General features: G+C 70.9%; 16 protein-coding genes. 9 read left to right on the top strand and 7 right to left on the bottom strand.

Annotated elements, in window-relative coordinates:
- Positions 1-118: 118 nt before the first annotated feature.
- The 4 genes from acnA to OG946_RS30095 all read left to right on the top strand — a co-directional run bounded on the left by acnA (position 119) and on the right by OG946_RS30095 (position 6,809).
- Positions 119-2,833: an aconitate hydratase AcnA gene (gene acnA, locus OG946_RS30080; protein WP_326800405.1), complete on the top strand. Its 2,715-nt coding sequence runs from the start codon at positions 119-121 to the stop codon at positions 2,831-2,833.
- 498 nt (positions 2,834-3,331) lie between these two features.
- On the top strand, positions 3,332-4,753 hold the full coding sequence (ngcE, locus tag OG946_RS30085; protein WP_326799103.1) for an N-acetylglucosamine/diacetylchitobiose ABC transporter substrate-binding protein: 1,422 nt from the start codon (positions 3,332-3,334) through the stop codon (positions 4,751-4,753).
- 44 nt (positions 4,754-4,797) lie between these two features.
- Positions 4,798-5,829 carry a carbohydrate ABC transporter permease gene (locus tag OG946_RS30090; protein WP_326799104.1) on the top strand — a complete coding sequence of 344 codons (1,032 nt, stop codon included), beginning with the start codon at positions 4,798-4,800 and terminating at the stop codon, positions 5,827-5,829.
- Positions 5,830-5,879: 50 nt separating this feature from the next.
- A complete protein-coding gene (locus OG946_RS30095) occupies positions 5,880-6,809 on the top strand; it encodes a carbohydrate ABC transporter permease (RefSeq protein ID WP_326799105.1) in 930 nt (309 codons plus the stop codon).
- An 80-nt stretch (positions 6,810-6,889) separates the two neighbouring features.
- Here OG946_RS30095 and OG946_RS30100 read toward each other — a convergent pair whose 3' ends face one another.
- Together OG946_RS30100 and OG946_RS30105 are read right to left on the bottom strand one after the other, a co-directional pair.
- A complete protein-coding gene (locus OG946_RS30100; protein ID WP_326799106.1) occupies positions 6,890-7,924 on the bottom strand; it encodes a hypothetical protein in 1,035 nt (344 codons plus the stop codon).
- Between the two features lie 85 nt (positions 7,925-8,009).
- Positions 8,010-8,555, bottom strand: coding sequence for a hypothetical protein (locus tag OG946_RS30105; RefSeq protein WP_326799107.1), 546 nt, complete (start codon positions 8,553-8,555; stop codon positions 8,010-8,012).
- A gap of 445 nt (positions 8,556-9,000) precedes the next feature.
- On the opposite strand from OG946_RS30105, the gene OG946_RS30110 reads away from it, so the two are divergent.
- The 5 genes from OG946_RS30110 (at position 9,001) to dxs (ending at position 15,866) form a co-directional block, all read left to right on the top strand.
- The gene (locus OG946_RS30110) at positions 9,001-10,206 is read left to right on the top strand and encodes an ROK family transcriptional regulator (protein ID WP_326799108.1); all 1,206 of its coding nucleotides are present in this window, start codon (positions 9,001-9,003) and stop codon (positions 10,204-10,206) included.
- A 130-nt stretch (positions 10,207-10,336) separates the two neighbouring features.
- Positions 10,337-11,446 carry an ABC transporter substrate-binding protein gene (locus tag OG946_RS30115; protein WP_326799109.1) on the top strand — a complete coding sequence of 370 codons (1,110 nt, stop codon included), beginning with the start codon at positions 10,337-10,339 and terminating at the stop codon, positions 11,444-11,446.
- Positions 11,447-11,566: 120 nt separating this feature from the next.
- Complete coding sequence (locus OG946_RS30120; protein WP_047018641.1) at positions 11,567-12,358, top strand: ATP-binding cassette domain-containing protein; 792 nt, start codon at positions 11,567-11,569, stop codon at positions 12,356-12,358.
- Positions 12,355-13,689, top strand: coding sequence for a sugar ABC transporter permease (locus OG946_RS30125; protein WP_326799110.1), 1,335 nt, complete (start codon positions 12,355-12,357; stop codon positions 13,687-13,689). The genes OG946_RS30120 and OG946_RS30125 overlap by 4 nt, the downstream gene beginning before the upstream one ends.
- Before the next feature lie 218 nt (positions 13,690-13,907).
- Positions 13,908-15,866 (top strand): 1-deoxy-D-xylulose-5-phosphate synthase, encoded by a 1,959-nt coding sequence (dxs, locus tag OG946_RS30130; protein WP_326799111.1) that lies wholly within the window; start codon positions 13,908-13,910, stop codon positions 15,864-15,866.
- 93 nt (positions 15,867-15,959) lie between these two features.
- Here dxs and OG946_RS30135 read toward each other — a convergent pair whose 3' ends face one another.
- The 5 genes from OG946_RS30135 to OG946_RS30155 all read right to left on the bottom strand — a co-directional run bounded on the left by OG946_RS30135 (position 15,960) and on the right by OG946_RS30155 (position 22,122).
- Positions 15,960-16,352, bottom strand: coding sequence for an NTP pyrophosphohydrolase (locus OG946_RS30135; protein WP_326799112.1), 393 nt, complete (start codon positions 16,350-16,352; stop codon positions 15,960-15,962).
- 79 nt (positions 16,353-16,431) lie between these two features.
- The gene (locus OG946_RS30140) at positions 16,432-18,564 is read right to left on the bottom strand and encodes a 3-hydroxyacyl-CoA dehydrogenase NAD-binding domain-containing protein (RefSeq protein ID WP_326799113.1); all 2,133 of its coding nucleotides are present in this window, start codon (positions 18,562-18,564) and stop codon (positions 16,432-16,434) included.
- Positions 18,561-19,781 carry a thiolase family protein gene (locus tag OG946_RS30145; protein WP_326799114.1) on the bottom strand — a complete coding sequence of 407 codons (1,221 nt, stop codon included), beginning with the start codon at positions 19,779-19,781 and terminating at the stop codon, positions 18,561-18,563. The genes OG946_RS30140 and OG946_RS30145 overlap by 4 nt, the downstream gene beginning before the upstream one ends.
- Positions 19,782-20,064: 283 nt before the next feature.
- Positions 20,065-21,324 (bottom strand): ribonuclease D, encoded by a 1,260-nt coding sequence (locus tag OG946_RS30150; RefSeq protein ID WP_326799115.1) that lies wholly within the window; start codon positions 21,322-21,324, stop codon positions 20,065-20,067.
- Positions 21,325-21,429: 105 nt separating this feature from the next.
- On the bottom strand, positions 21,430-22,122 hold the full coding sequence (locus tag OG946_RS30155) for a response regulator transcription factor (RefSeq protein WP_326799116.1): 693 nt from the start codon (positions 22,120-22,122) through the stop codon (positions 21,430-21,432).
- Between the last annotated feature and the right edge of the window lie 199 nt (positions 22,123-22,321).

Genomic DNA, 22,321 nt, shown 5'->3' on the forward strand with positions numbered 1-22,321 from the left:
CATGGAGTAAGGTTTATCTCGACATCGAGATATCTGCCGAAGGTGCCACCCTCAAGTCGCCCCGCTTCGGACGTAGCGGCAGGATTGCGGTGGAACGCGAATGACGAAGGAGACTGTCGTGTCGGCGAACAGCTTCGACGCCCGCAGCACGCTGCAGGTGGGCGGCGAGTCGTACGAGATCTTCCGGCTGGACAAGGTGCCCGGTGCCGCCCGGCTCCCGTACAGCCTGAAGGTGCTGCTGGAGAACCTGCTCCGCACCGAGGACGGCGCGAACATCACCGCCGACCACATCCGGGCCCTGGGCGGCTGGGACTCCCACGCGCAGCCGAGCCGGGAGATCCAGTTCACGCCGGCCCGCGTGATCATGCAGGACTTCACCGGCGTCCCCTGCGTCGTCGACCTCGCCACCATGCGCGAGGCCGTCAAGGACCTGGGCGGCGACGCCGCCCGGATCAACCCGCTGGCCCCGGCCGAGCTGGTCATCGACCACTCCGTGATCGCCGACAAGTTCGGCACCCCGGACTCCTTCCAGGTCAACGTGGAGCTGGAGTACGGGCGCAACCGCGAGCGCTACCAGTTCCTGCGCTGGGGGCAGACCGCGTTCGACGAGTTCAAGGTCGTCCCGCCCGGCACCGGCATCGTGCACCAGGTGAACATCGAGCACCTGGCCCGCGTCGTCATGGTCCGCGACGGCAAGGCGTACCCCGACACCCTCGTCGGCACCGACAGCCACACCACCATGGTCAACGGCCTCGGCGTGCTCGGCTGGGGCGTCGGCGGCATCGAGGCCGAGGCGGCGATGCTCGGCCAGCCCGTCTCGATGCTCATCCCGCGGGTGGTCGGCTTCAAGCTCACCGGCGAGCTGCCCACCGGCACCACCGCCACCGACCTGGTGCTGACCATCACCGAGATGCTGCGCAAGCACGGCGTCGTCGGCAAGTTCGTCGAGTTCTACGGCGCGGGCGTCGGCCAGATCCCGCTGGCCAACCGGGCGACGATCGGCAACATGTCGCCGGAGTTCGGCTCCACCGCCGCGATCTTCCCGATCGACGCCGAGACGATCACGTACCTGAAGCTCACCGGCCGCGACGCGCAGCAGCTCGCCCTGGTCGAGGAGTACGCCAGGGCCCAGGGCCTGTGGCACGACCCGGCGCACGAGCCGGAGTACTCCGAGTACCTGGAGCTGGACCTCGCCACGGTGGTGCCGTCACTCGCCGGGCCGAAGCGCCCGCAGGACCGCATCGAGCTGTCGAAGGCCGCCGAGCAGTTCCGCCTCGACGTGCGCAACTACGTCGAGGACGCCGACGAGCCCGGCAAGGAGTCCTTCCCCGCCTCCGACGCCCCCGCCTCCTCCAACGGCGTACCGACCCGCGTCATCCCGGTGACCGCGCCCGACGGCACGACGTACGAGATCGACCACGGGGCCGTCACCGTCGCCGCCATCACCTCCTGCACCAACACCTCCAACCCGTCCGTCATGGTCGGCGCGGCGCTGCTGGCGAAGAAGGCGGTGGAGAAGGGCCTGACCCGCAAGCCGTGGGTGAAGACCACGCTCGCGCCGGGCTCCAAGGTCGTCATGGACTACTACGACCGGGCGGGGCTCACCCCGTACCTCGACAAGCTCGGCTTCAACCTCGTCGGCTACGGCTGCACCACCTGCATCGGCAACTCGGGACCGCTGCCGGAGGAGATCTCCAAGGCCGTCAACGAGCACGACCTGGCCGTCACCTCGGTGCTCTCCGGCAACCGGAACTTCGAGGGCCGGATCAACCCCGACGTGAAGATGAACTACCTGGCGTCGCCGCCGCTGGTCGTCGCGTACGCGCTCGCGGGCACCATGAAGACCGACATCACCCGCGAGCCGCTGGGCACGGACAAGGAGGGCAAGCCGGTCTACCTGAAGGACATCTGGCCCAGCGAGCAGGAGGTCGAGCAGGTCGTCGCCGCCGCGATCGGCGAGGAGATGTTCACCGAGTCGTACCAGGACGTCTTCGCCGGCGACGAGCAGTGGCAGGCGCTGCCGATCCCGACCGGCGACACCTTCGCCTGGGACGCCGAGTCCACCTACGTGCGCAAGCCCCCGTACTTCGAGGGCATGGGCATGGACCCGGCGCCGGTCGAGGACATCGCGGGCGCCCGCGTGCTGGCCCTGCTCGGCGACTCGGTCACCACCGACCACATCTCGCCGGCCGGCGCCATCAAGGCGGACACCCCGGCGGGCAAGTACCTCACCGAGCACGGCGTGACCCGCCGCGACTTCAACAGCTACGGCTCCCGCCGCGGCAACCACGAGGTCATGATCCGCGGCACCTTCGCCAACATCCGGCTGCGCAACCAGATCGCCCCGGGCACGGAGGGCGGCTACACCCGCGACTTCACCCGTGCGGACGCGCCGGTCTCCTTCATCTACGACGCGGCCCAGAACTACGCCGCGGCCGGCACCCCGCTGGTGGTGCTGGCGGGCAAGGAGTACGGCTCCGGCTCGTCGCGCGACTGGGCGGCCAAGGGCACGGCGCTGCTCGGCGTCCGCGCGGTGATCGCCGAGTCGTACGAGCGCATCCACCGCTCGAACCTCATCGGCATGGGCGTCCTGCCCCTGCAGTTCCCGGCGGGCGCCACCTCGCAGTCGCTGGGCCTGACGGGCGAGGAGACCTTCACCTTCACCGGCATCACGGCCCTGAACGACGGCGCGATCCCGGAGACGGTGAAGGTGACGACGGACACGGGCGTGGAGTTCGACGCGGTGGTACGGATCGACACCCCCGGCGAGGCGGACTACTACCGCAACGGCGGCATCCTGCAGTACGTCCTCCGCTCCCTCATCCGCGACTGACCCCTCACCGCCAGACGGAAACCCCGCGCCTCCCTCCGGGAGGGCGCGGGGTTTTTCGCGCGGGCGACGTCCGGGGCCGCGTCGATCTCCGCGCCGGCACCCTCGTGGACGTACGGACCTGGCGCTGATCGGGACATTCCGGGCTGCCCCGGGCGGAGCCCGGAGCTGCGGAACGAGGGCTCCAAAAGGCTGGACCAATGGCAGTTGGGGGGTTGCGTGGCGGGTGGTCCGGCCGGCCGGGTGCGGGTGGGGCTCCGGCGCGTTTCCCGCAGGTCTCAAGTCGGGAAATACTCTTGGTGAACCTTGTATTCGATCTTGATAAGGCGGCGCCGAGTGGACTATACCTGTCCGCACCCGGCGGCACCCCCACCCTCCGGCGCACCACCCTGCACCACTCACGTAACAGATGACCGCGGTAATCGGCTCCTGCACCATGAGGCACGTCCCAACGGGGATCCGGTACACCGCCTGAGTCCTGGAGAGAGTGAGGACTTGAGCATGGGATCCAACTCGCATGTCGGTCGCCGCGATCTGATCAAGCGGGCCGTGGCCCTCGGTCTGATCTCCGTCCCCACCGTCAGTGCGCTGTCGGCGTGTGCCAGCGGTGGCGACGACGACAACGGCGGCGGTGCGAAGGGCGACAAGACCGACAAGAACCCGCTTGGTGTGGACAAGAACGCCGAACTCGAAGTACTGATGTTCGACGGCGGTTTCGGTACGAAGTACGTCGACGACGACGCCACCGCGTACCAGAAGAACTTCGGCAAGGTGAAGACCGGCTCGACGGAGAAGATCCAGTCGAAGGTCCAGGGCCGGATGGCGGCCGGCGACCCGCCGGACCTCATCAACAACTCCGGCGACGAGGCCATGGACGTGCCCGCGCTCATCACGCAGGGGCAGCTCGCGGACCTCACCCCGCTGCTCGACGCCCCGTCCATCGACGACCCGAACAAGACGGTCCGCGACACCCTGCGCGACGGCACCGTCGAGATGGGTCAGTACGGTGACGAGAAGGTCTACCGGATGAACATCGCCTATTCGGTGTTCGGGCTCTGGTATTCCCAGAAGCTGCTGGACGACAACGGCTGGGAGTACCCGAAGACCTGGGACGACATGCTCGCCATCTGCGCCGACGCGAAGAAGCAGAACATCGCCGGATTCGCGTACACCGGCGTCTACCCCCAGTACCTCGGCTTCAGCATGCTGCCGATGATCGGCAAGGTCGGCGGCGTCGAGGTGCTCGACGCGATCGACAACCTCGAACCCAACGCCTGGAAGCACGACGCCGTCAAGGGCGTCATGGAGGCGCACTACGAGCTGTACGACAAGGGCTACGTCCTGAAGAACTCGCCCGGCAAGACGCACACCGACGTCCAGACCGACTGGACCGAGCGCGGCAACTGCATCTTCATCCCGAACGGTTCGTGGGTGGAGAACGAGTCCAAGGACACCACGCCCCCCGACTTCCAGATGACCGTCTCCCCGTCGCCGAACCTCGACAGCTCCGACGCGATGCCGTTCGAGACCATCTGGGCGCAGGCAGGCGAGCCCTTCATCGTGCCGGCGAAAGGCAAGAACTCCGTGGGCGCCATGGAGTTCCTGCGGAACATGCTGAGCAAGAAGTCCGCGGCGGGCTTCACCGAGCTGGTGTCGTCGCTGGCCTGCGTCGAGGGCTCCGAGGAGGGCCTCCAGCTCGGCACCGGGCTGACCACCGCCGTCGGGCTCCTCGACGGCGCCGGTGAGAACTTCCTCAACCCCCGGTTCCCCGACTGGTACCCGACCCCGTACCGGGAGAAGATCGTCTTCGTCTGGGGCGACATGATGAAGGGCGGCATCAAGCCCGCCGAGGCCATCGACAAGATCCAGGGCATCGCCGACGAGACGGCCCAGGACGACAGCATCAAGAAGTACAAGCACTGAAACGGCGGATCCAGTCGGTGAGCGAGCGAGATGGGGGCGCCGGAATGACGGACGACGGCCTTGCCGTGACGAAAGTCGGGGAGCCCGGGAAAGCCACCGGGCGGCCGGTGCCCGGCACACCGCGGAAAACGAGCTTCCGCAGCTCTCCGCGGTACCGGACCTACCTCAAGTACCGCTTCGTCACGGGATTCCTCATCGTCCCCCTCGGGCTGTACGCGGTGTTCGTCATCTCGCCGTTCATCCAGACCTTCTACTACTCGCTCACCGACTGGACCGGTGTCAGCAGCGACTTCAACATGGTGGGGTTCGAGAACTACTCCAGGCTGCTGGACGACTCGACCTTCTGGGCCGCCGTCCGCAACAACCTGATCCTCGCCCTCGCCGTCCCGTTCGTGACGCTCAGCCTCGGCCTGTTCTTCGCCTTCATGGTCACCGTCGGCGGCCGGCACCAGAAGGGCGAGGCGGTCTCCGGGGTCCGCGGCGCCAAGATGTACAAGATCGTGTACTTCTTTCCGCAGGCCCTGTCCATCGCGGTGATCGCCGCGCTGTGGGGCTACATCTTCAAACCCGACGTCGGTCTGCTCGACCCCGTCCTGCCCGAGGCGCTGTCGCCGAACGGCGGTTGGCTGGCGGACTCGAAGTTCGCGCTGTGGGCCGTGATGATCGTGATGTGCTGGGCCATGGTCGGGTTCTTCGTGGTCCTGTTCTCCGCGGCCATCGGGCAGATCCCCAAGGAGATCTACGAATCCGCGCTGCTGGACGGCGCCAGCCGGGCGTCGACCTTCTTCCGCATCACCCTGCCGCTCATCCGCGACACCGTGCAGACCGGCTGGGTGTACATGGGGATCATGGCGCTCGGCGCGGAGTCGTTCGCCGTCGTCAACATCATCACCCAGGGACCGGGCGGACCCGACGACTCCACCATGGTGCTCGGCGTCTACCTCTGGAACACCGGCTTCGGCCAGTTGCAGGCCGGCAGGGGCGCGGCGATGGGCGTCGCGCTGTTCATCCTCACCATGATCCTCGCCGTGGCCGCGCTGTCCGTGGGCCGCCGCCGCGACCGCGTCGAGTACTGAGCATCGGGTAGCGAGCATCGAGTGCAGAGCACGATCCGGAAGGCCAGGTCATGACCACTGCGGAACCCACCGACCGCCCACCCGCGCTCGACAAGGCGGACGTGGCGGACGACACGTCGCGGTCGCCGCTGCTGGAGCCGCGGAAGAAGATCGAAGGCGCCGTACTCAACGTCTTCTCGCACGGCTTCCTGATCCTGTGGACCGTGCTGGCCGCGGGCCCGCTGGTGTGGGCCCTGATGAACGCCCTGAAGGACTCGGGCGACATCCTGGCCAACCCGTGGGGGCTGCCCAGCAGCATCGACTGGGCGAACTGGTCCAACGCCTGGAGCCGGGCGCGGATCGGCCGGTACGCGGCCAACTCCCTGCTCATCGTGGCCATCTCCGTGCCGCTGACCATGCTCTTCGGGTCCATGGCCGCGTACGTGCTCGCCCGGTTCGACTTCAAGGGCGCGCGCATCGTCTACTTCACCTTCGTCGGCGGCATGGCCTTCCCCGTGGTGATGGCGCTCGTGCCGCTGTTCTTCGTCATGAAGAACCTCTCCCTGCTCGACACCCGGCACGGGCTGATCATGGTGTACATCGCGTACTCCATGCCGTTCACGATCTTCTTCATGACCACGTTCTTCCGCACCCTGCCCTCGTCTGTCTCCGAGGCCGCGGAGATCGACGGGGCCTCCCACACCCGGATCTTCTTCCAGGTGATGCTGCCCATGGCGAAACCCGGCCTGATCAGCGTGGGCATCTTCAACTTCCTCGGGCACTGGAACCAGTACGTGCTGCCCTTCGCGCTCAACCAGGGCAACGAGGACGACTACGTGCTCACCCAGGGCATCGGACTGCTCTTCGCCCAGGCCGGCTACCGCTCCGACTACGGCAGGCTCTTCGCGGGGCTGGTGATGGCGGCGCTGCCGATCCTGATCGTGTACATCATCTTCCAGCGCCAGGTGCAGTCGGGGCTCACGGCGGGCGCGGTGAAGTAGGGCGCGGTGACGCAGGACGCGGTGCGGTAAGCGCGGAGCGGCCGGTGCGGGTCCACCGCACCGGCCGCTCCGCGCGGCGCTCAGCGTACGACCGTCTGGATCTCCTTGACGGTCACGTCGTACGTGCCGGAGGACATGCCCTCGGGCAGTTGCGGGTCGCCCGGCTCCGGCGGGCCGTCCGGGTTCGCCGAGGCGGTCCAGTGGACCTCCCAGGTGAGCGACGCCTCCAGCGCGTAGGTGCCCTCGCCGGAGGACTTGCGGTACGTCACGTTGCAGCCGGCGTCCTCGGTGTCGACGTCGTACCCGCCCGCGCCGCCGCCGCTGAGGTCGTAGGTGCACGACTCCGGCTCGGCGTACTCGGTGCCGGCGTCGATCCGCAGCTTCTTGGGCGTGGCCACGGTGGTGGCGGCGAACTGCACGCCGAGGAGGTCGACGCTGGCGGTGGTCGCCACCCGCTGGAGCCCGGTGTCGCTCTGGAACGTGGCGTGCACCGGCAGGTTGACCTTCTGCAGCGCGAGGTCCGGCTTCAGCTTCACCGGCGGGGCGGGCAGCTTGGTCGCGTTGTAGGCGATCTCCGCGAGCATCTCGGGGCTGATGCTCGGACCGTCCTCCGGCACGTCCCCCTGGTCCACCCAGAAGGGATTTCCCTGGAGGATGTCACACGCCTGGAGCGCCTCGTCCCTGCTCAAGTCCGGGTTGTAGACGACGTCCCACCAGGCGCCGTCCTTGTCCTTGTTCCACTCCTTGTCCTCCCACTCCCGGATCCAGTCGGCCTGCGCGCTCTCCGGGTTCGTCCAGGTGCCGGGCCCCCACTCCGCCATCTCCTCGGAGGTCCTGACCGGCTCGTACCAGCAGGGCGGGGGAGTCCAGTTGCCCTGGACGGGGGTCATCGGCGGGGCGGAGGGGTCGCCGCCGGTCGAGGTGATCTTCACCTGGCTGACCGCGCCGATGCCGTCGGCGCCGTCCGACTCGCCGCCTCCGCCGGTGCCCCAGCCGCCGCCCTGCGCGTACGCGGGCTGCGTGGTGGTCAGCAGCATCGCGGTCACGCCGACCGCGGCGGCGAGGCCCATCCCCGAGCGGCGTATGACCGCCCCGCTCCCCGAGCTCACCGACATGTTCCGTCCCCCTCCGTCCAGTCGGACTCGGTCACCTTCCAGGTGCCGTCGTCCGTGCGCGTGAGCGTCTGCCGGTACAGCCGCATCACCGCGTCGTTCTCGCCGCCTTCGGCGCCCACGCTCTTGCCGGTCTCCGCGTCGACGACGTAGCCGTCGCTCTGGTCCTCGCAGAACACGACCAGCGCCGTACCGCCTTGACCTGCTTGACCTCGCGGTCGAAGTACCGCCCGGTGCCCGCGATGCGCTGCCCCTCGTCGGCGAAGCGCTCGAAGTCCTGCACATAGGTCGTGTAGGCCGGATCCTGCCAGTACTGCTCGAAGTTGGCCGTGGCCTTCTGCCGCCCGTAGCTCTCCACCATGGCGCTGAGCGCGTAGCCCTGGTCGCGCAGCACCGCGTCCTTCTTCTCGTCCCCGGTGTCCGCGGGCTCCACGTCTGCCTTGAGGTCGTCGGGGAAGGTGAAGGCGGGGGCGTCCGGGTCCTCTTCCGCGGGAGCGCTGGGGGACTCGGAGGTGTTGTTCTTCGCGCCCACGATCTCGTCTCCGCCGCCGTCGTCCGAGCCGCCGCAGGCGGTGAGCAGCAGCGCCGCGCCGAGGGCTGTGGCCGTCACCCGGCCGAGGGTGCGGTGCCGCATCGATGACCAACTCCCAGCGTCGTCAGGCTGACTGCGGCAGGGAGAGGTCCGGTGAGGGCTCGGAGCGTTCGGTCTCCCGAGCGGTTGTGCGTCCCCCGCGCGTCATGTTCGGGGCAACGTTATCGAGCCACGTCCCGGACGGACCACCGCCTGCTGCCAGTTCGCGACATAGCCGTTACGTAGGTACGCGGCCCGCCCGGCGCCCGGCGGGCGGTGGCCGGCCTCGCCCGGTCCGCCGGGAGTCCGGGCCCGCGGGGCGGCGGCGACGGTCCCGGTGACGTGGATCTGTGCGGGTTACGGAATAGTCACGCCGTCAAGGTCTTGACGGCGGTAACCATGGGCGTCAAGCCTAGACTTCACAAGTTGTAGGCGATCCGGGTCCCATCGGCGTGGCCCGGGAGGTGGGGGGCCGTCGTGTCGCCCGCCGAACCAGGAGTGGATGGCCGTGGAGACTCCGGGCTCGCAGTCCTCGCTGCACCGGGCAAATCTTGAGCGCGTCGTGCGCGCCGTGCGACTGTCCGGTTCGCTCACGCAGGCGCAGATCGCGCGGAGCACCGGGCTGTCGGCCGCGACGGTCTCCAACATCGTCCGGGAGCTCCAGGAGAGCGGCACGGTCAGCGTCACGCCCACCTCCGCGGGCGGGCGGCGCGCGCGGGCGGTGTCCCTCAGCGGGGACGCCGGGATCGTCGTCGGGGTCGACTTCGGGCACACGCACCTGCGGGTGGCCGTGGGCAACCTGGCGCACCAGGTGCTCGCCGAGGAGTCCGAGCCGATCGACGTGGACGCGTCGGCGACCCAGGGCCTGGACCGTGCGGAGGCGCTGGTGAGCCGCCTGGTGGGGGCCACGGACGTGCCCGCGGACAAGGTCGTCGGCGTCGGCCTCGGGGTGCCGGGGCCGATCGACACCGAGACCGGCGTGCTGGGCTCCACCACCATCCTGCCGGGCTGGACCGGCACGAACCCGCGCGACGACCTGCAGTCCCGCCTCGGCGTCCCGGTCTACGTCGACAACGACGCGAACCTCGGCGCCCTCGGCGAGCTGGTCTGGGGCAGCGGCCGGGGCGCCAAGGACGTGGCGTACATCAAGGTCGCCAGCGGCGTCGGCGCCGGCCTGGTGATCAACGGCCAGCTCTACCGCGGCCCCGGCGGCACGGCCGGCGAGATAGGGCACATCACGCTGGACGAGTCCGGTCCCGTCTGCCGCTGCGGCAACCGGGGCTGCCTGGAGACGTTCACCGCCGGCCGCTACATCCTCGGCCTGCTGGAGGCCAGCCACGGCCCCGGGCTGACCGTGGAGCGCATGGTGCAGCTCGCGCGGGACGGCGACCCGGGCTGCCGCCGGGTGATCGCCGACGTCGGCCGGCACATCGGCAGCGGCGTGGCGAGCCTGTGCAACCTGCTCAACCCCAGCCGGGTCGTCCTCGGCGGCGATCTCGCCGAGGCCGGGGAGCTGATCCTGCAGCCCATAGGGGAGTCCGTCGCGCGCTACGCGATCCCCAGCGCCGCCCGCCAGCTCGCCCTGGCCTCCGGGGCGCTGGGCAGCCGCGCGGAGGTGCTCGGGGCGCTGGCACTGGTGCTGAGCGAGATGGGCGACCGTTCGATCCTTGACGGCGCCGTGCCGGTCCTCGCGCCCGTTCTCACAGACGGATGAGTTCACATAGAGAAACCAGACGATCGTATCCTTCTCGTTAAGCATTTACTTCTTGACGACATGGTTACGGGCGAGTTGACTACCTCACACCTCGGCCGCGAAGGCGCGGCCACGTCAGGGAGGTTCGACCGTGCACACCTATCTGCGCCGTGCGGCAGTCGCACTGGCCGCCGTAACCATGACCGTCGGCATCGCGGCCTGTGGCAGCGCCGATGAGGCCGACAACGACTCCGGCAGCGGCGACAAGAAGAACGACGGGCCGTTGACGATAGGTCTCCTCCTGCCGGAGGACCAGACCGCGCGCTACGAGGACTTCGACCGGCCGCTGATCGAGAAGAAGATCGAGGAGCTGGCCCCGGGCACGAAGGTCATCTACAACAACGCCAAGCAGGACGCGACCACGCAGAAGCAGCAGGTCGACACCATGATCACGCAGGAGGTCGACGCGCTGATCCTGGACGCCGTCGACTACAAGTCGGTCGCCTCCAGCGTCAAGGAGGCCGACGACGCCGGCATCCCGGTCGTCGCGTACGACCGCCTGGCCGAGGGCCCGATCAGCGGGTACACCTCCTTCGACAACAACAAGGTCGGCCAGGTCCAGGCCGAGTCCCTGCTGGAGGCGCTCGGCGACAAGGCCAAGGACGGCGAAGTCGTCATGCTCAACGGCTCCGTCACCGACCCGAACGCCGCGATGTTCAAGGAGGGCGCGCACTCCGTCCTCGACGGCAAGGTGAAGGTCGGCAAGGAGTACGACGTCAAGGAGTGGAAGGCGGAGAACGCCAACTCCGACATGAAGGGCGCCATCTCCTCGGTCGGCAAGGACAAGATCATCGGTGTCTACGCCGCCAACGACGGCATGGCGGGCGGTGCCATCACCGCCCTGAAGGCCGCCGACTTCGACCCGCTGCCGCCGGTCACCGGCCAGGACGCGGAGCTGGCGGGCGTGCAGCGCATCGTCACCGGCGAGCAGTACATGAGCGTTTACAAGCCGTACAAGCCCGAGGCCGACGCCGCCGCCGAGATGGCCGTCAAGCTGGCCCGCGGCGAGAAGGTCGACTCCGTCGCGACCGGCACGGTGGACAGCGAGTCCGAGCAGGGCGTGCCCGCCGTGCTCATCGACCCGATCGCGCTGACCACGGACAACATCGAGGAGACGGTCGTCAAGGACGGCCTGTGGACGATCGAGGAGATCTGCGCGGGCAAGTTCGCGTCCGCCTGCAAGGACGCCGGCCTGCAGTGAGCCGCTGAGCCGGCCACCAGCCACCCGCGTGCCCGGGGCCCCGCCACCCCACTCCCGCTGCCGGCGGGGCCCCGGGCACCCGGGCCCTCATCTTGTCCACGCCCTATCCCCCTGTAGGAGATGGTTCACGTGTCCGCTACGCCCGTGCTGGCGTTGCGCGGGATCTCGAAGCGGTTCGGTGCCGTCCAGGCACTCACCGACGTCGATCTCGAGGTCCGCGCCGGTGAAGTGGTCGCCCTCGTCGGCGACAACGGCGCCGGAAAGTCCACTCTCGTCAAGACCGTCGCCGGCGTCCACGCCATCGACGACGGCCGCATCGAGTGGGGCGGCCGCCCCGTTCGTATCCACAAGCCGCACGACGCCCAGGACCTGGGCATCGCGACCGTCTACCAGGACCTGTCGCTCTGCGACAACCTCGACGTCGTCGGCAACCTCTTCCTCGGCCGCGAGATCCGCCGCGCGGGTGTCCTGGACGAGGTCGAAATGGAGCGCCGCGCCCGCGAGTTGCTCACCACCCTGTCCATCCGCATCCCCAGCGTCCGCATCCCCACCGCCTCCCTGTCCGGCGGCCAGCGGCAGACCGTGGCCATCGCCCGCTCGCTCCTCGGCGACCCCAAGCTCGTCATCCTCGACGAGCCCACCGCCGCCCTCGGCGTCGAGCAGACCGCCCAGGTGCTCGACCTCGTCGAGCGGCTGCGCGAGCGCGACCACGCCGTGCTGCTGATCAGCCACAACATGGAGGACGTCAAGGCCGTCGCCGACCGGGTCGCCGTCCTGCGCCTCGGCCGTAACAACGGCGTCTTCGACGTCGCGACCACGACGCAGGAAGAGATCGTCGCCGCCATCACGGGCGCCACGGACAACGCCGTGACGCGCCGCTCGGCGCGCGGAAGTGCGGAGGCAGCGAAGTGAGCACCGAGGGGATCAAGAAGAAGGACTCCGCGAAGCCCGACCTGGCGAAGTCCGGCGCACCCGCCGACAGCCCGCCCGCCGAGTCCTCGCCCGGGGTCGCCAAGGGCGCCGTCACCGCCGTCGACCCCCGGCTGGTCGTCCGCGAGCAGGGCTTCGCCGGCTATCTGACCGAGTTCAAGCGCCGCATGCGCGGCGGTGAGCTGGGCTCCGTCCCGGTCATCGTCGGCCTGATCCTCATCATGGCGATCTTCCAGGGCCTGGACGACGCCTTCCTGTCCGCGCAGAACCTGTCGAACATCTCCATCGACATCGCAGGTCCCGGGCTGATAGCCGTCGGCATCATCTTCGTCCTGCTGCTCGGCGAGATCGACCTGTCGATCGGCTCGGTCAGCGGGCTCGCGGGCGCGGTGTTCGCCGTGCTGGCCGTCCAGGAGGGGATGCCGGAAGTCCCGGCGATCATCCTCGCGATCCTGGTCGGCACCGCGACCGGCACCTTCCACGGCTTCTTCTTCGCCCGGATCGGCGTCCCGCCGCTCGTCGTGACCCTCGCGGGGCTGCTCGGCTGGCAGGGCCTGATGCTCTACATCCTGGGCAGCTCCGGCACCATCAACATCGACTCCGACGGCGTGGTCGGCAAGCTCACCACGTACTACTTCACCGACGTCGCCGCCGCCTACGGCGTGGCCACGATCGCCGTCGGCGGCTACTTCGCCGCCGCGTACTTCGGGGCGAGGCGGCGCGAGGCTGCCGGGGTGCCGTCGCGGCCGCTGAGCGAGATCATCCTGCGTACGGCCGTGCTCGCGGTGCTCGCGTACGTCCCGGCGTACGTGCTGAACCAGTACAAGGGCCTGCCGCTGGCGCTGCTCATCTTCCTCATCGTGGTCGTCGGCGCGGACTTCACGCTGCGCCGCACCGGCTTCGGCCGGCGGATCTTCGCCCTCGGCGGCAGCGTCGAGGCCAGCCGCCGGGCGGGCATCGACGTCGACCTGATGCGCATCGCGGTCTTCGCCGTCTCCGGCACCCTGGCGGCGGTCGGCGGCCTGTTCATGACGTCGACCATCGCCGCGGCGAACCAGGGCGCGGGCGGCGGCACGCTGCTGATGAACGCCATCGCGGCGGCCGTCATCGGCGGCACCAGCCTCTACGGCGGCCGTGGCAGCAGTTGGTCCGCGCTGCTCGGCGTGCTGGTCATCATGTCCATCCAGTCGGGCCTGGCGCTCAAGGGCATCGACGCCCCGGTGCAGTACATGATCACCGGCTCGGTGCTGCTGGCGGCGGTCGTCATCGACTCCGTCTCCCGCCGCACCCAGAAAACGGCCGGACGCGCCTGACCGCCGTCCCGCCCGCCACCCGCCCGCACCCCCGTACCGATCCTGGTACGGGGGTGTAGGTGTTGCGGACCTGTGGCATACATCGCACTGTCGGATCAGCGACCGGACATCGGGAACATTAGACTCGACCGGACGTTTCGGGCCCGGCACGTCCGCACGGACGGCGGGGCCCGGGGCCGTACGGCCCGAAGGCAGGCTGCGACAGCAAGGAGGCACGGGTGGCACTGCTGGCCCGTATCAAGGGACCGCGCGACCTGGACCGGCTCGGTCCCGAGCAGCTCGACCGGCTGGCCGCGGAGATCCGCACCTTCCTGGTGGAATCCGTCGCCCGCACCGGCGGCCACCTCGGCCCCAACCTCGGCGTGGTGGAGCTGAGCATCGCGCTGCACCGGGTCTTCGAATCGCCCCGCGACCGGGTGCTGTGGGACACCGGCCACCAGTCGTACGTGCACAAGCTGCTCACCGGCCGCCAGGACTTCGGCAAGCTCAAGAAGAAGGGCGGCCTGTCCGGCTACCCCTCGCGGGCCGAGTCCGACCACGACGTCATCGAGAACAGCCACGCCTCCACGGTCCTCGGCTGGGCCGACGGCCTGGCCAAGGCCAACGAGGTGCGCGGCCGCGACGCCGCCGTCGTCGCGGTCATCGGCGACGGCGCGCTGACCGGCGGCATGGCCTGGGAGGCGCTGAACAACATCGCCGCCGCCCAGGACCGCCCGCTCGTCATCGTCGTCAACGACAACGAGCGCTCGTACGCCCCCACCATCGGCGGCCTCGCCGACCACCTCGCCACCCTGCGCACCACCGACGGCTACGAGCGCTTCCTCGCCCGCGGCAAGGAGCTGCTGGACCGTACGCCCGTCGTCGGCAAGCCGCTGTACGAGACCCTGCACGGCGCCAAGAAGGGCCTGAAGGACTTCATCGCGCCGCAGGGCATGTTCGAGGACCTGGGGCTGAAGTACGTCGGCCCCATCGACGGCCACGACATCGCCGCCGTCGAGTCCGCCCTCCAGCGCGCCCGCCGCTTCGGCGGCCCCGTCATCGTGCACTGCCTGACCGAGAAGGGCCGCGGCTACCTGCCCGCGCGCCAGGACGAGGCCGACCAGTTCCACCAGGTCGGCGTCATCCACCCGGACACCGGCCTGCCGGTGGCCGCGGGCGGCGCCGACTGGACCTCCGTCTTCGCCGACGAGATGGTGCGGATCGGCCGCGAGCGCCCCGACGTCGTCGGGATCACCGCCGCGATGATGCGCCCCGTGGGCCTGCAGAAGTTCGCGGAGACCTTCCCCGACCGGGTCTACGACGTGGGCATCGCCGAGCAGCACGCCGCGGTCTCCGCCGCCGGCCTGGCCACCGGCGGCCTGCACCCGGTCTTCGCCGTCTACGCCACCTTCCTCAACCGGGCGTTCGACCAGGTGCTGATGGACGTCGCGCTGCACCGCTGCGGGGTGACGTTCGTCCTGGACCGGGCCGGCGTCACCGGCAGCGACGGCGCCTCCCACAACGGCATGTGGGACATGTCGATCCTCCAGGTCGTCCCCGGGCTGCGGATCGCCGCCCCGCGCGACGCCGACCAGGTACGCGCCCAGTTGCGCGAGGCCGTCGCCGTCGACGACGCCCCGACCGTCGTGCGCTACTCCAAGGGCGCCGTCGGCCCCGCGGTCCCCGCGGTCGGCCGGATCGGCGGCATGGACGTGCTCCACGAGCCGGCGGCCGGCACCGAGGGCGCGGAGCGCCCCGACGTGCTGCTGGTCTCCGTCGGCGCGCTGGCGCCGATGTGCCTGGAGGTCGCCGGGCTGCTCGACAAGCAGGGCATCACGACGACGGTCGTCGACCCGCGCTGGGTCAAGCCCGTCGACGCGGCGCTGCCGCCGCTCGCCGAGCGGCACCGCGTGGTCGTCACCGTCGAGGACAACATCCGCACCGGCGGCGTCGGCTCCGCCGTCGCGCAGGCGCTGCGCGACGCGGGCGTCGACATCCCGCTGCGCGACTTCGGCATCCCGGAGCGCTTCCTGGACCACGCCTCCCGCAAGGAGGTCCTGGCGGACATCGGCCTGACGGCCCCGGACATCGCCCGCCAGGTCACCGGCCTGGTCGCCCGGCTCGACCGGCGCGCGGGCGAGGACATCGCGGCCCAGAGCACCGGGGAAGGCAGGGTGTCGAAGGTCGTCGGGGACTGAGTGCCACAACGGCGGACGAGGGGCGGCTCCTGCGGGCCGCCCCTTCGCCGTGTGTCCGCACCTGCCCGTGCCCGCCCGCCCGTGCCGCGGGCGTCAGACGGGCCGGACCGTACGCGGGCCCGCCGTGGCCGCGCCGTGGCGGTGGACGCGGTCGCGCAGTGCGCGGTCCGCCGTGACCACCAGCACGCGGCGCTCCGGATCCCGCTCGGCCGCCTCCGCGACGACCGCCACGATCCGGTCGTCCCCGCTGCCGTCCGCCGCCACGACCCGTACCCCCGGCACCTCCGCCACCCCGCGGGCCGCGCCCTCGACCACGAGCACCACCTCCACCGGACCCGGCAGCCCCGCCACGCCCGCCGAGGCGTACGGCACGAGGCCGTCGCGCAGCCGCTCCGCCGCCCCGTGCCGGTCGCGCCACCAGCCGTCGGGCACCGACCCGACGACGTTGGCGGCGTCCACGACGAGCAGCGGGAGGGGTGCGTCCATGCCGCCCAGCCTCCCACGCCCGTACGACACGAACGTGCCCCGGCCGCGCACCGGCGGCCGGGGCACGGGTGACGTACCGCTACTCCGGGACGCTCGCCACGCCCGGCGGCAGGAACCGGCGGCCCGTGACGCGCTCGCTGACGCCCGCCCGGTCCAGGTACGGCGTGATGCCGCCCAGGTGGAACGGCCAGCCCGCGCCGGTGATCAGGCACAGGTCGACGTCCTGCGCCTCGGCCACGACGCCCTCGTCCAGCATCAGCCGGATCTCCTGCGCGATGGCGTCCAGCGCCCGGTCGCGTACCTGCTCCTCCGTCAGCACCGTGTCGCCGACCTGGAAGAGCGCCGCCACCTCCGGGTCCAGCTCCGGCTTGCCCGAGTCATGGACGTACAGCGTCCGCTTGCCCGCCTCCACGACCCGGCCCAGGTTCGCCGACTGCGCGAAGCGGTCGGGGAACGCCGTGGCGAGGGTGCCCGCGACGTGGTGGGCGACCGCGGGGCCGACCAGGTCGAGCAGCACGATCGGCGACATCGGCAGCCCCAGCGGCGCCAGCGCCCCGTCCGCGACCTCCACCGGCGTGCCCTCGTCCACGGCGCCCAGCACCTCGCCCATGAAGCGGGTCAGGATGCGGTTGACGACGAACGCCGGGGCGTCCTTGACCAGCACGGCCGACTTCCTCAGCTTCTTGGCGACGGCGAACGCCGTGGCCAGCGAGGCGTCGTCGGTGTCCGCGGCCCGTACGATCTCCAGCAGCGGCAGGACCGCCACCGGGTTGAAGAAGTGGAAGCCCACGACCCGCTCGGGGTGCTTGAGCCCGGCGGCCATCTCCGTCACCGACAGGGACGAGGTGTTCGTCGCGAGGATCGCGGTCGGCGGGACGACCTCCTCCAGCTCGGCGAAGATCCGCTGCTTGAGAGAGAGTTCCTCGAAGACCGCCTCGATCACGAAGTCGGCGTCGGCGAACGCCGCGGCCTTGTCCAGCGACCCGGTGACCAGCGCCTTGAGCCGGTTGGCCGCGTCCTGGTTCACCCGGCCCTTCAGCAGCAGCATGTCGATCTGCTCGTGGACCCACGCCACGCCCTTGTCGATCCGCTCCTGGTCGATGTCCGTGAGCACGACGGGCACGTCGAGCCGGCGGACGAACAGCAGCGCCAACTGCGAGGCCATCAGCCCCGCGCCGACCACGCCGACCTTCGTGACCGGCCGGGCGAGGCTCTTGTCCGGCGCCCCGGCGGGCCGCTTGGCGCGCCGCTGCACGAGGTTGAAGGCGTAGATCCCGGCCCGCAGTTCGCCGCCCATGATCAGGTCGGCCAGCGCCTCGTCCTCGGCCGCGAAGCCCTGCCGCAGGTCGCCGTTCTTCGCCGCGGCCATGATGTCCAGCGCGCGGTACGCCGCCGGGGCGGCGCCGTGCACCTTGTCGTCGGCGACGGCGCGGCCGCGCTCGATCGCCGCGTCCCACGCCTCGCCGCGGTCGATGTCCGAGCGTACGACCTCCAGTTCACCGCTGAGGACGGCACCCGTCCAGGCGAGGGACTGCTCCAGGAAGTCGGCGCCCTCGAAGATCGCGTCGGCGATCCCCAGGTCGTAGACCTGCTTGCCCTTGAGCTGCCGGTTCTGGTTGAGGCTGTTCTCGATCACGACGGTGACCGCGCGGTCCGCGCCGATCAGGTTCGGCAGCAGCGTGCAGCCGCCCCAGCCGGGCACCAGCCCGAGGAAGACCTCCGGCAGCGAGAACGCCGGCACGGCGGTGGAGACGGTGCGGTACGTGCAGTGCAGCCCGATCTCGACGCCGCCGCCCATCGCGGCGCCGTTGTAGTACGCGAACGTCGGCACGCCGAGGTCGGCCAGCCGCTTGAACACCTCGTGCCCGCCGCGCCCGATGGCCAGCGCCTCGTCGCGCTGCCCGAGCACCTCGACGCCCTTGAGGTCGGCGCCGACGGCGAAGATGAACGGCTTGCCGGTGATGCCGACGCCGACGATCCCGCCCTCCGCGGCCTCCTTCTCGACCTGGTCGAGCGCGGCGTCGAGGCCGGCGAGCGACTGCGGGCCGAAGGTGGTCGGCTTGGTGTGGTCGAAGCCGTTGTCGAGGGTGATCAGCGCGAACCGGCCCGCGCCGCCGGGCAGGTCGAGGTGGCGTACGTGCGCCTGCGTGACGACCTCGTCGGGGAAGCGCTCCGCCGCGCCCTTGAGAAGTTCCACGGTGCTGCTGCTCACTTGCCTGCCCCCTCGAAGTGCGGGTTCTCCCAGATGACCGTGCCGCCCATGCCGAAGCCGACGCACATGGTGGTGATGCCGTACCGCACCTGCGGCTGCTCCTCGAACTGCCGGGCCAGTTGCGTCATCAGCCGCACGCCGGAGGAGGCGAGGGGGTGGCCGAAGGCGATGGCGCCGCCGTACTGGTTGACGCGGGGGTCGTCGTCGGCGATGCCGAAGTGGTCGAGGAACGCCAGCACCTGCACGGCGAACGCCTCGTTGATCTCGAACAGGCCGATGTCGCCGATGCCGAGGCCCGCCTTGGCGAGCGCCTTCTCGGTGGACGGGATCGGGCCGACGCCCATCACCTCGGGCTCTACCCCGGCGAAGGCGAACGACACCAGCCGCATCTTCACCGGCAGCCCGGCCGCGCGTGCCACGTCCTCGGCGGCGATGAGGGAGGCGGTGGCGCCGTCGTTGAGCCCGGCGGCGTTGCCGGCGGTGACCCGGCCGTGGGCGCGGAAGGGGGTCTTCAGCGTCGCGAGGTTCGCGAGCGTGGTGCCGGGGCGCATCGGCTCGTCCTGGGTGGCCAGCCCCCAGCCGGTCTCGCCGGCTTCTGCGTTGGTGCGGCGGACGGAGACGGGCACCAGGTCGGCCTGGATCCGCCCGTTCGCGTACGCCTTGGCGGCCTTCTCCTGGGAGTGCACCGCGTACTCGTCGGCGCGGGCCTTGGTCAGGTGCGGGAAGCGGTCGTGCAGGTTCTCCGCGGTCATGCCCATGAAGAGGGCGGACTCGTCGACGAGCTTCTCGGAGACGAACCGCGGGTTGGGATCCACGGCCTCGCCCATCGGGTGCCGGCCCATGTGCTCGACGCCGCCGGCCAGGGCGATGTCGTACGCGCCGAAGGCGGTGGAGGCGGCGGTCGTCGTCACGGCGGTCATGGCGCCGGCGCACATCCGGTCGATGGAGTACCCGGGCACGGTCGGCGGCAGCCCGGCGAGGATGCCGGCGGTGCGGCCGATGGTCAGGCCCTGGTCGCCGATCTGGGTGGTGGCGGCGATGGCGACGTCGTCGACGGTGGCGGGATCGAGGGCGGGGTTGCGGCGCAGCAGCTCGCGGATGCACTTGACGACGAGGTCGTCGGCGCGGGTCTCGTGGTAGATGCCCTTCGGGCCCGCCTTGCCGAACGGGGTCCTGACGCCGTCGACGAAGACGACGTCCCTTGCGGTACGAGGCACGGGCTCTCCTCCGGAGGGGATGCGGGTTCACGCGGCACCGGCCCGCGGGGGACGGCACGGCTCGCCCCCCATGCTACTCACGGGTAACAGGCGGTGCCCAGCGGCCTGCCGGAGTTGTGCCGCACAGCACCCTCACCGGGCGGACGATACCGGGGGCCCGGGGCGGCGGGACTGGCGGTTGCCGGGGCCTCACACCGCTCCCGGGCCGGTCGGCCGCGCGGCAGCGCCACTCACGCCGTCCGATCAGGACCACGCCGTGCCCGGGGTGCTCCCGCCGCGTTGGTCAGTTGCTGACCGCTGCTGTCAGGAGGGGGGTGACCTGGTTGATTTGCCAGGGGCGGGCGCCCAGGTTGGTCAGGGCTGCCGCTACCGACTCCTCCGTGGGGTCCTTCGGGGGCTCCCAGCAGATGCGGCGCACCGTGTCCGGTGCGATCAGGTTCTCCTGCGGCAGGCCCAGCTCCTCCGCGCGTGCCGTCACCGCCGCCCGCGCCGCTGACAGCCGTGCGGCCGCGGCCGGGTCCTTGTCCGCCCACGCGCGCGGCGGCGGCGGGCCGTTCAGCGGCAGGCCCGGCTGCGGCAGCTCGGACTCCGGCAGCGCGCGGGCGCGCTCCACCGCGGCGAGCCACTGCTCCAGCTGCCGCCGGCCCATGCGGTGCCCGAAGCCCGGCAGCGCGGCCAGCGCCCGCGTGGACGTCGGCATCGCGAGCGCCGCCTCCACGATGGCGGTGTCCGCGAGCACCTTGCCCGGCGAGATGTCCCGCCGCTGCGCGATGCGGTCCCGGGCCGTCCACAGCTCCCGTACGGTGCCGAGCTGGCGCCTGCGCCGTACCTTGTGCATGCCCGACGTACGCCGCCAGGGGTCCCGGCGCGGCTCCGGCGGCGGCGCCGCGGCGATCGCCGCGAACTCCTCCTCCGCCCACTCCAGCTTCCCCTGCGCCGTCAGCTCCTCGGCCAGCGCGTCCCGCAGGTCCACCAGCAGCTCGACGTCGAGCGCGGCGTAGCGCAGCCACGGCTCGGGCAGCGGCCGGGTGGACCAGTCGACGGCAGAGTGGCCTTTCTCCAGCGCGTACCCGAGGACGTTCTCGACCATCGCGCCGAGCCCGACCCGGGGGAAGCCCGCCAGCCGCCCCGCCAGCTCCGTGTCGAACAGCGCGCCAGGACGCATGCCTATCTCGGCGAGACACGGCAGATCCTGGGTCGCGGCGTGCAGAACCCATTCCGCATCGCCGATCGCCGCCGCGAGCCCGGAGAGGTCGGGGCAGGCCACCGGGTCGACCAGGGCCGTGCCCGCGCCCTCCCGGCGCAACTGCACGAGGTACGCCCGCTGCCCGTAGCGGTAGCCGCTGGCGCGCTCCGCGTCGATGGCGACCGGGCCGCTGCCCCCGGCGAACGCGCGGACGACCTCGGCGAGCGCCTCGGGGTCCGCGGTGACGGGCGGGATGCCCTCGCGGGGATCGAGAAGGGGGACCGGCGCCGATCCGGAAGTCGGTGCTCCGGGTGCGGGGAGTCTGTCCTCTGCTGCGGTCTCTTGGGCGTCGGTCACGTGTCAAGGGTATCTGTGAGTCGTGCACGACAGCGCCCGTCGACGGAACGTTACGTCGACGGGCGCCGCGCGGCTGCCTGGAGAGGGCCCGTTACCGGGCCCCGGTCAGTGGATGATCCCGGTGCGCAGCGCCACCGCCACCATGCCGGCGCGGTCGCCCGTGCCGAGCTTGCGCGCGATACGGGCGAGGTGGCTTTTGACGGTCAGCGCGGACAGCCCCATCGAGACGCCGATGGCCTTGTTCGACTGGCCCTCCGCCACCAGCCGCAGCACCTCGACCTCGCGGCCGGACAGCTCGCGGTAACCGCCGGGATGTCCGGGCGGACCTGAGTGGCCGCCGGCGCCGGGGGAGCCCGGTGGGCGGCGGTGGTGCAGCCGTCCCGCGGCGGCGCCGATGTGCGCGGCGTTGGGGCGGGTGGGCAGGCCCATGCTGGTGCGGGTGCCGGTGACGACGTAGCCGCGGACGCCGCCCGCGAGGGCATTGCGTACGGCGCCGATGTCGTCGGCTGCGGAGAGCGCGAGGCCGTTGGGCCAGCCCGCGGAGCGCGCCTCCGAGAGCAGCGTGAGGCCGGAGCCGTCGGGCAGGTGGACGTCGGCGACGCAGATGTCGCGGGGGTTGGCGATCCGGGGGCGGGCCTCCGCGATGGACGACGCCTCGATCACGTCGCGCACGCCCAGCGCCCACAGATGGCGGGTGACGGTCGAGCGCACGCGGGGGTCGGCCACGACGACCATGGCCGTCGGCTTGTTGGGGCGGTAGGCGACCAGGCTTGTGGGTTGCTCGAGGAGAACAGACACCAGGTCCCTCCAGACGGTGTGCGGGGACGGGGCCGGCTGGGAGAGCCGGGACGTTCCGTGTCGCGTACGGACCGCGTACGGAAGGTCTCTCACGTCTTCGGCAGGAGCTCGGAGGGGCTTTAGGCAATGATCACGAATTAGTGAGGAAAAAACGGACAATTCGGATGGGCGATCGACTGCGGGGCACGCGGCCGGTCGC

It is taken from the genome of Streptomyces sp. NBC_01808 (assembly GCF_035917395.1).
Classification (GTDB): Bacteria; Actinomycetota; Actinomycetes; order Streptomycetales; family Streptomycetaceae; genus Streptomyces.

Excerpts from the sequence above, each read along its gene's own strand:
- OG946_RS30120 (WP_047018641.1), top strand. The coding sequence starts at position 11,567 with ATGGTTCACGTGTCCGCTACGCCCGTGCTGGCGTTGCGCGGGATCTCG.
- OG946_RS30135 (WP_326799112.1), bottom strand. The coding sequence starts at position 16,352 with ATGGACGCACCCCTCCCGCTGCTCGTCGTGGACGCCGCCAACGTCGTC.
- OG946_RS30100 (WP_326799106.1), bottom strand. The coding sequence starts at position 7,924 with ATGTCGGTGAGCTCGGGGAGCGGGGCGGTCATACGCCGCTCGGGGATG.
- OG946_RS30090 (WP_326799104.1), top strand. The coding sequence starts at position 4,798 with ATGACGGACGACGGCCTTGCCGTGACGAAAGTCGGGGAGCCCGGGAAA.
- OG946_RS30095 (WP_326799105.1), top strand. The coding sequence starts at position 5,880 with ATGACCACTGCGGAACCCACCGACCGCCCACCCGCGCTCGACAAGGCG.
- ngcE (WP_326799103.1), top strand. The coding sequence starts at position 3,332 with ATGGGATCCAACTCGCATGTCGGTCGCCGCGATCTGATCAAGCGGGCC.
- OG946_RS30105 (WP_326799107.1), bottom strand. The coding sequence starts at position 8,555 with ATGCGGCACCGCACCCTCGGCCGGGTGACGGCCACAGCCCTCGGCGCG.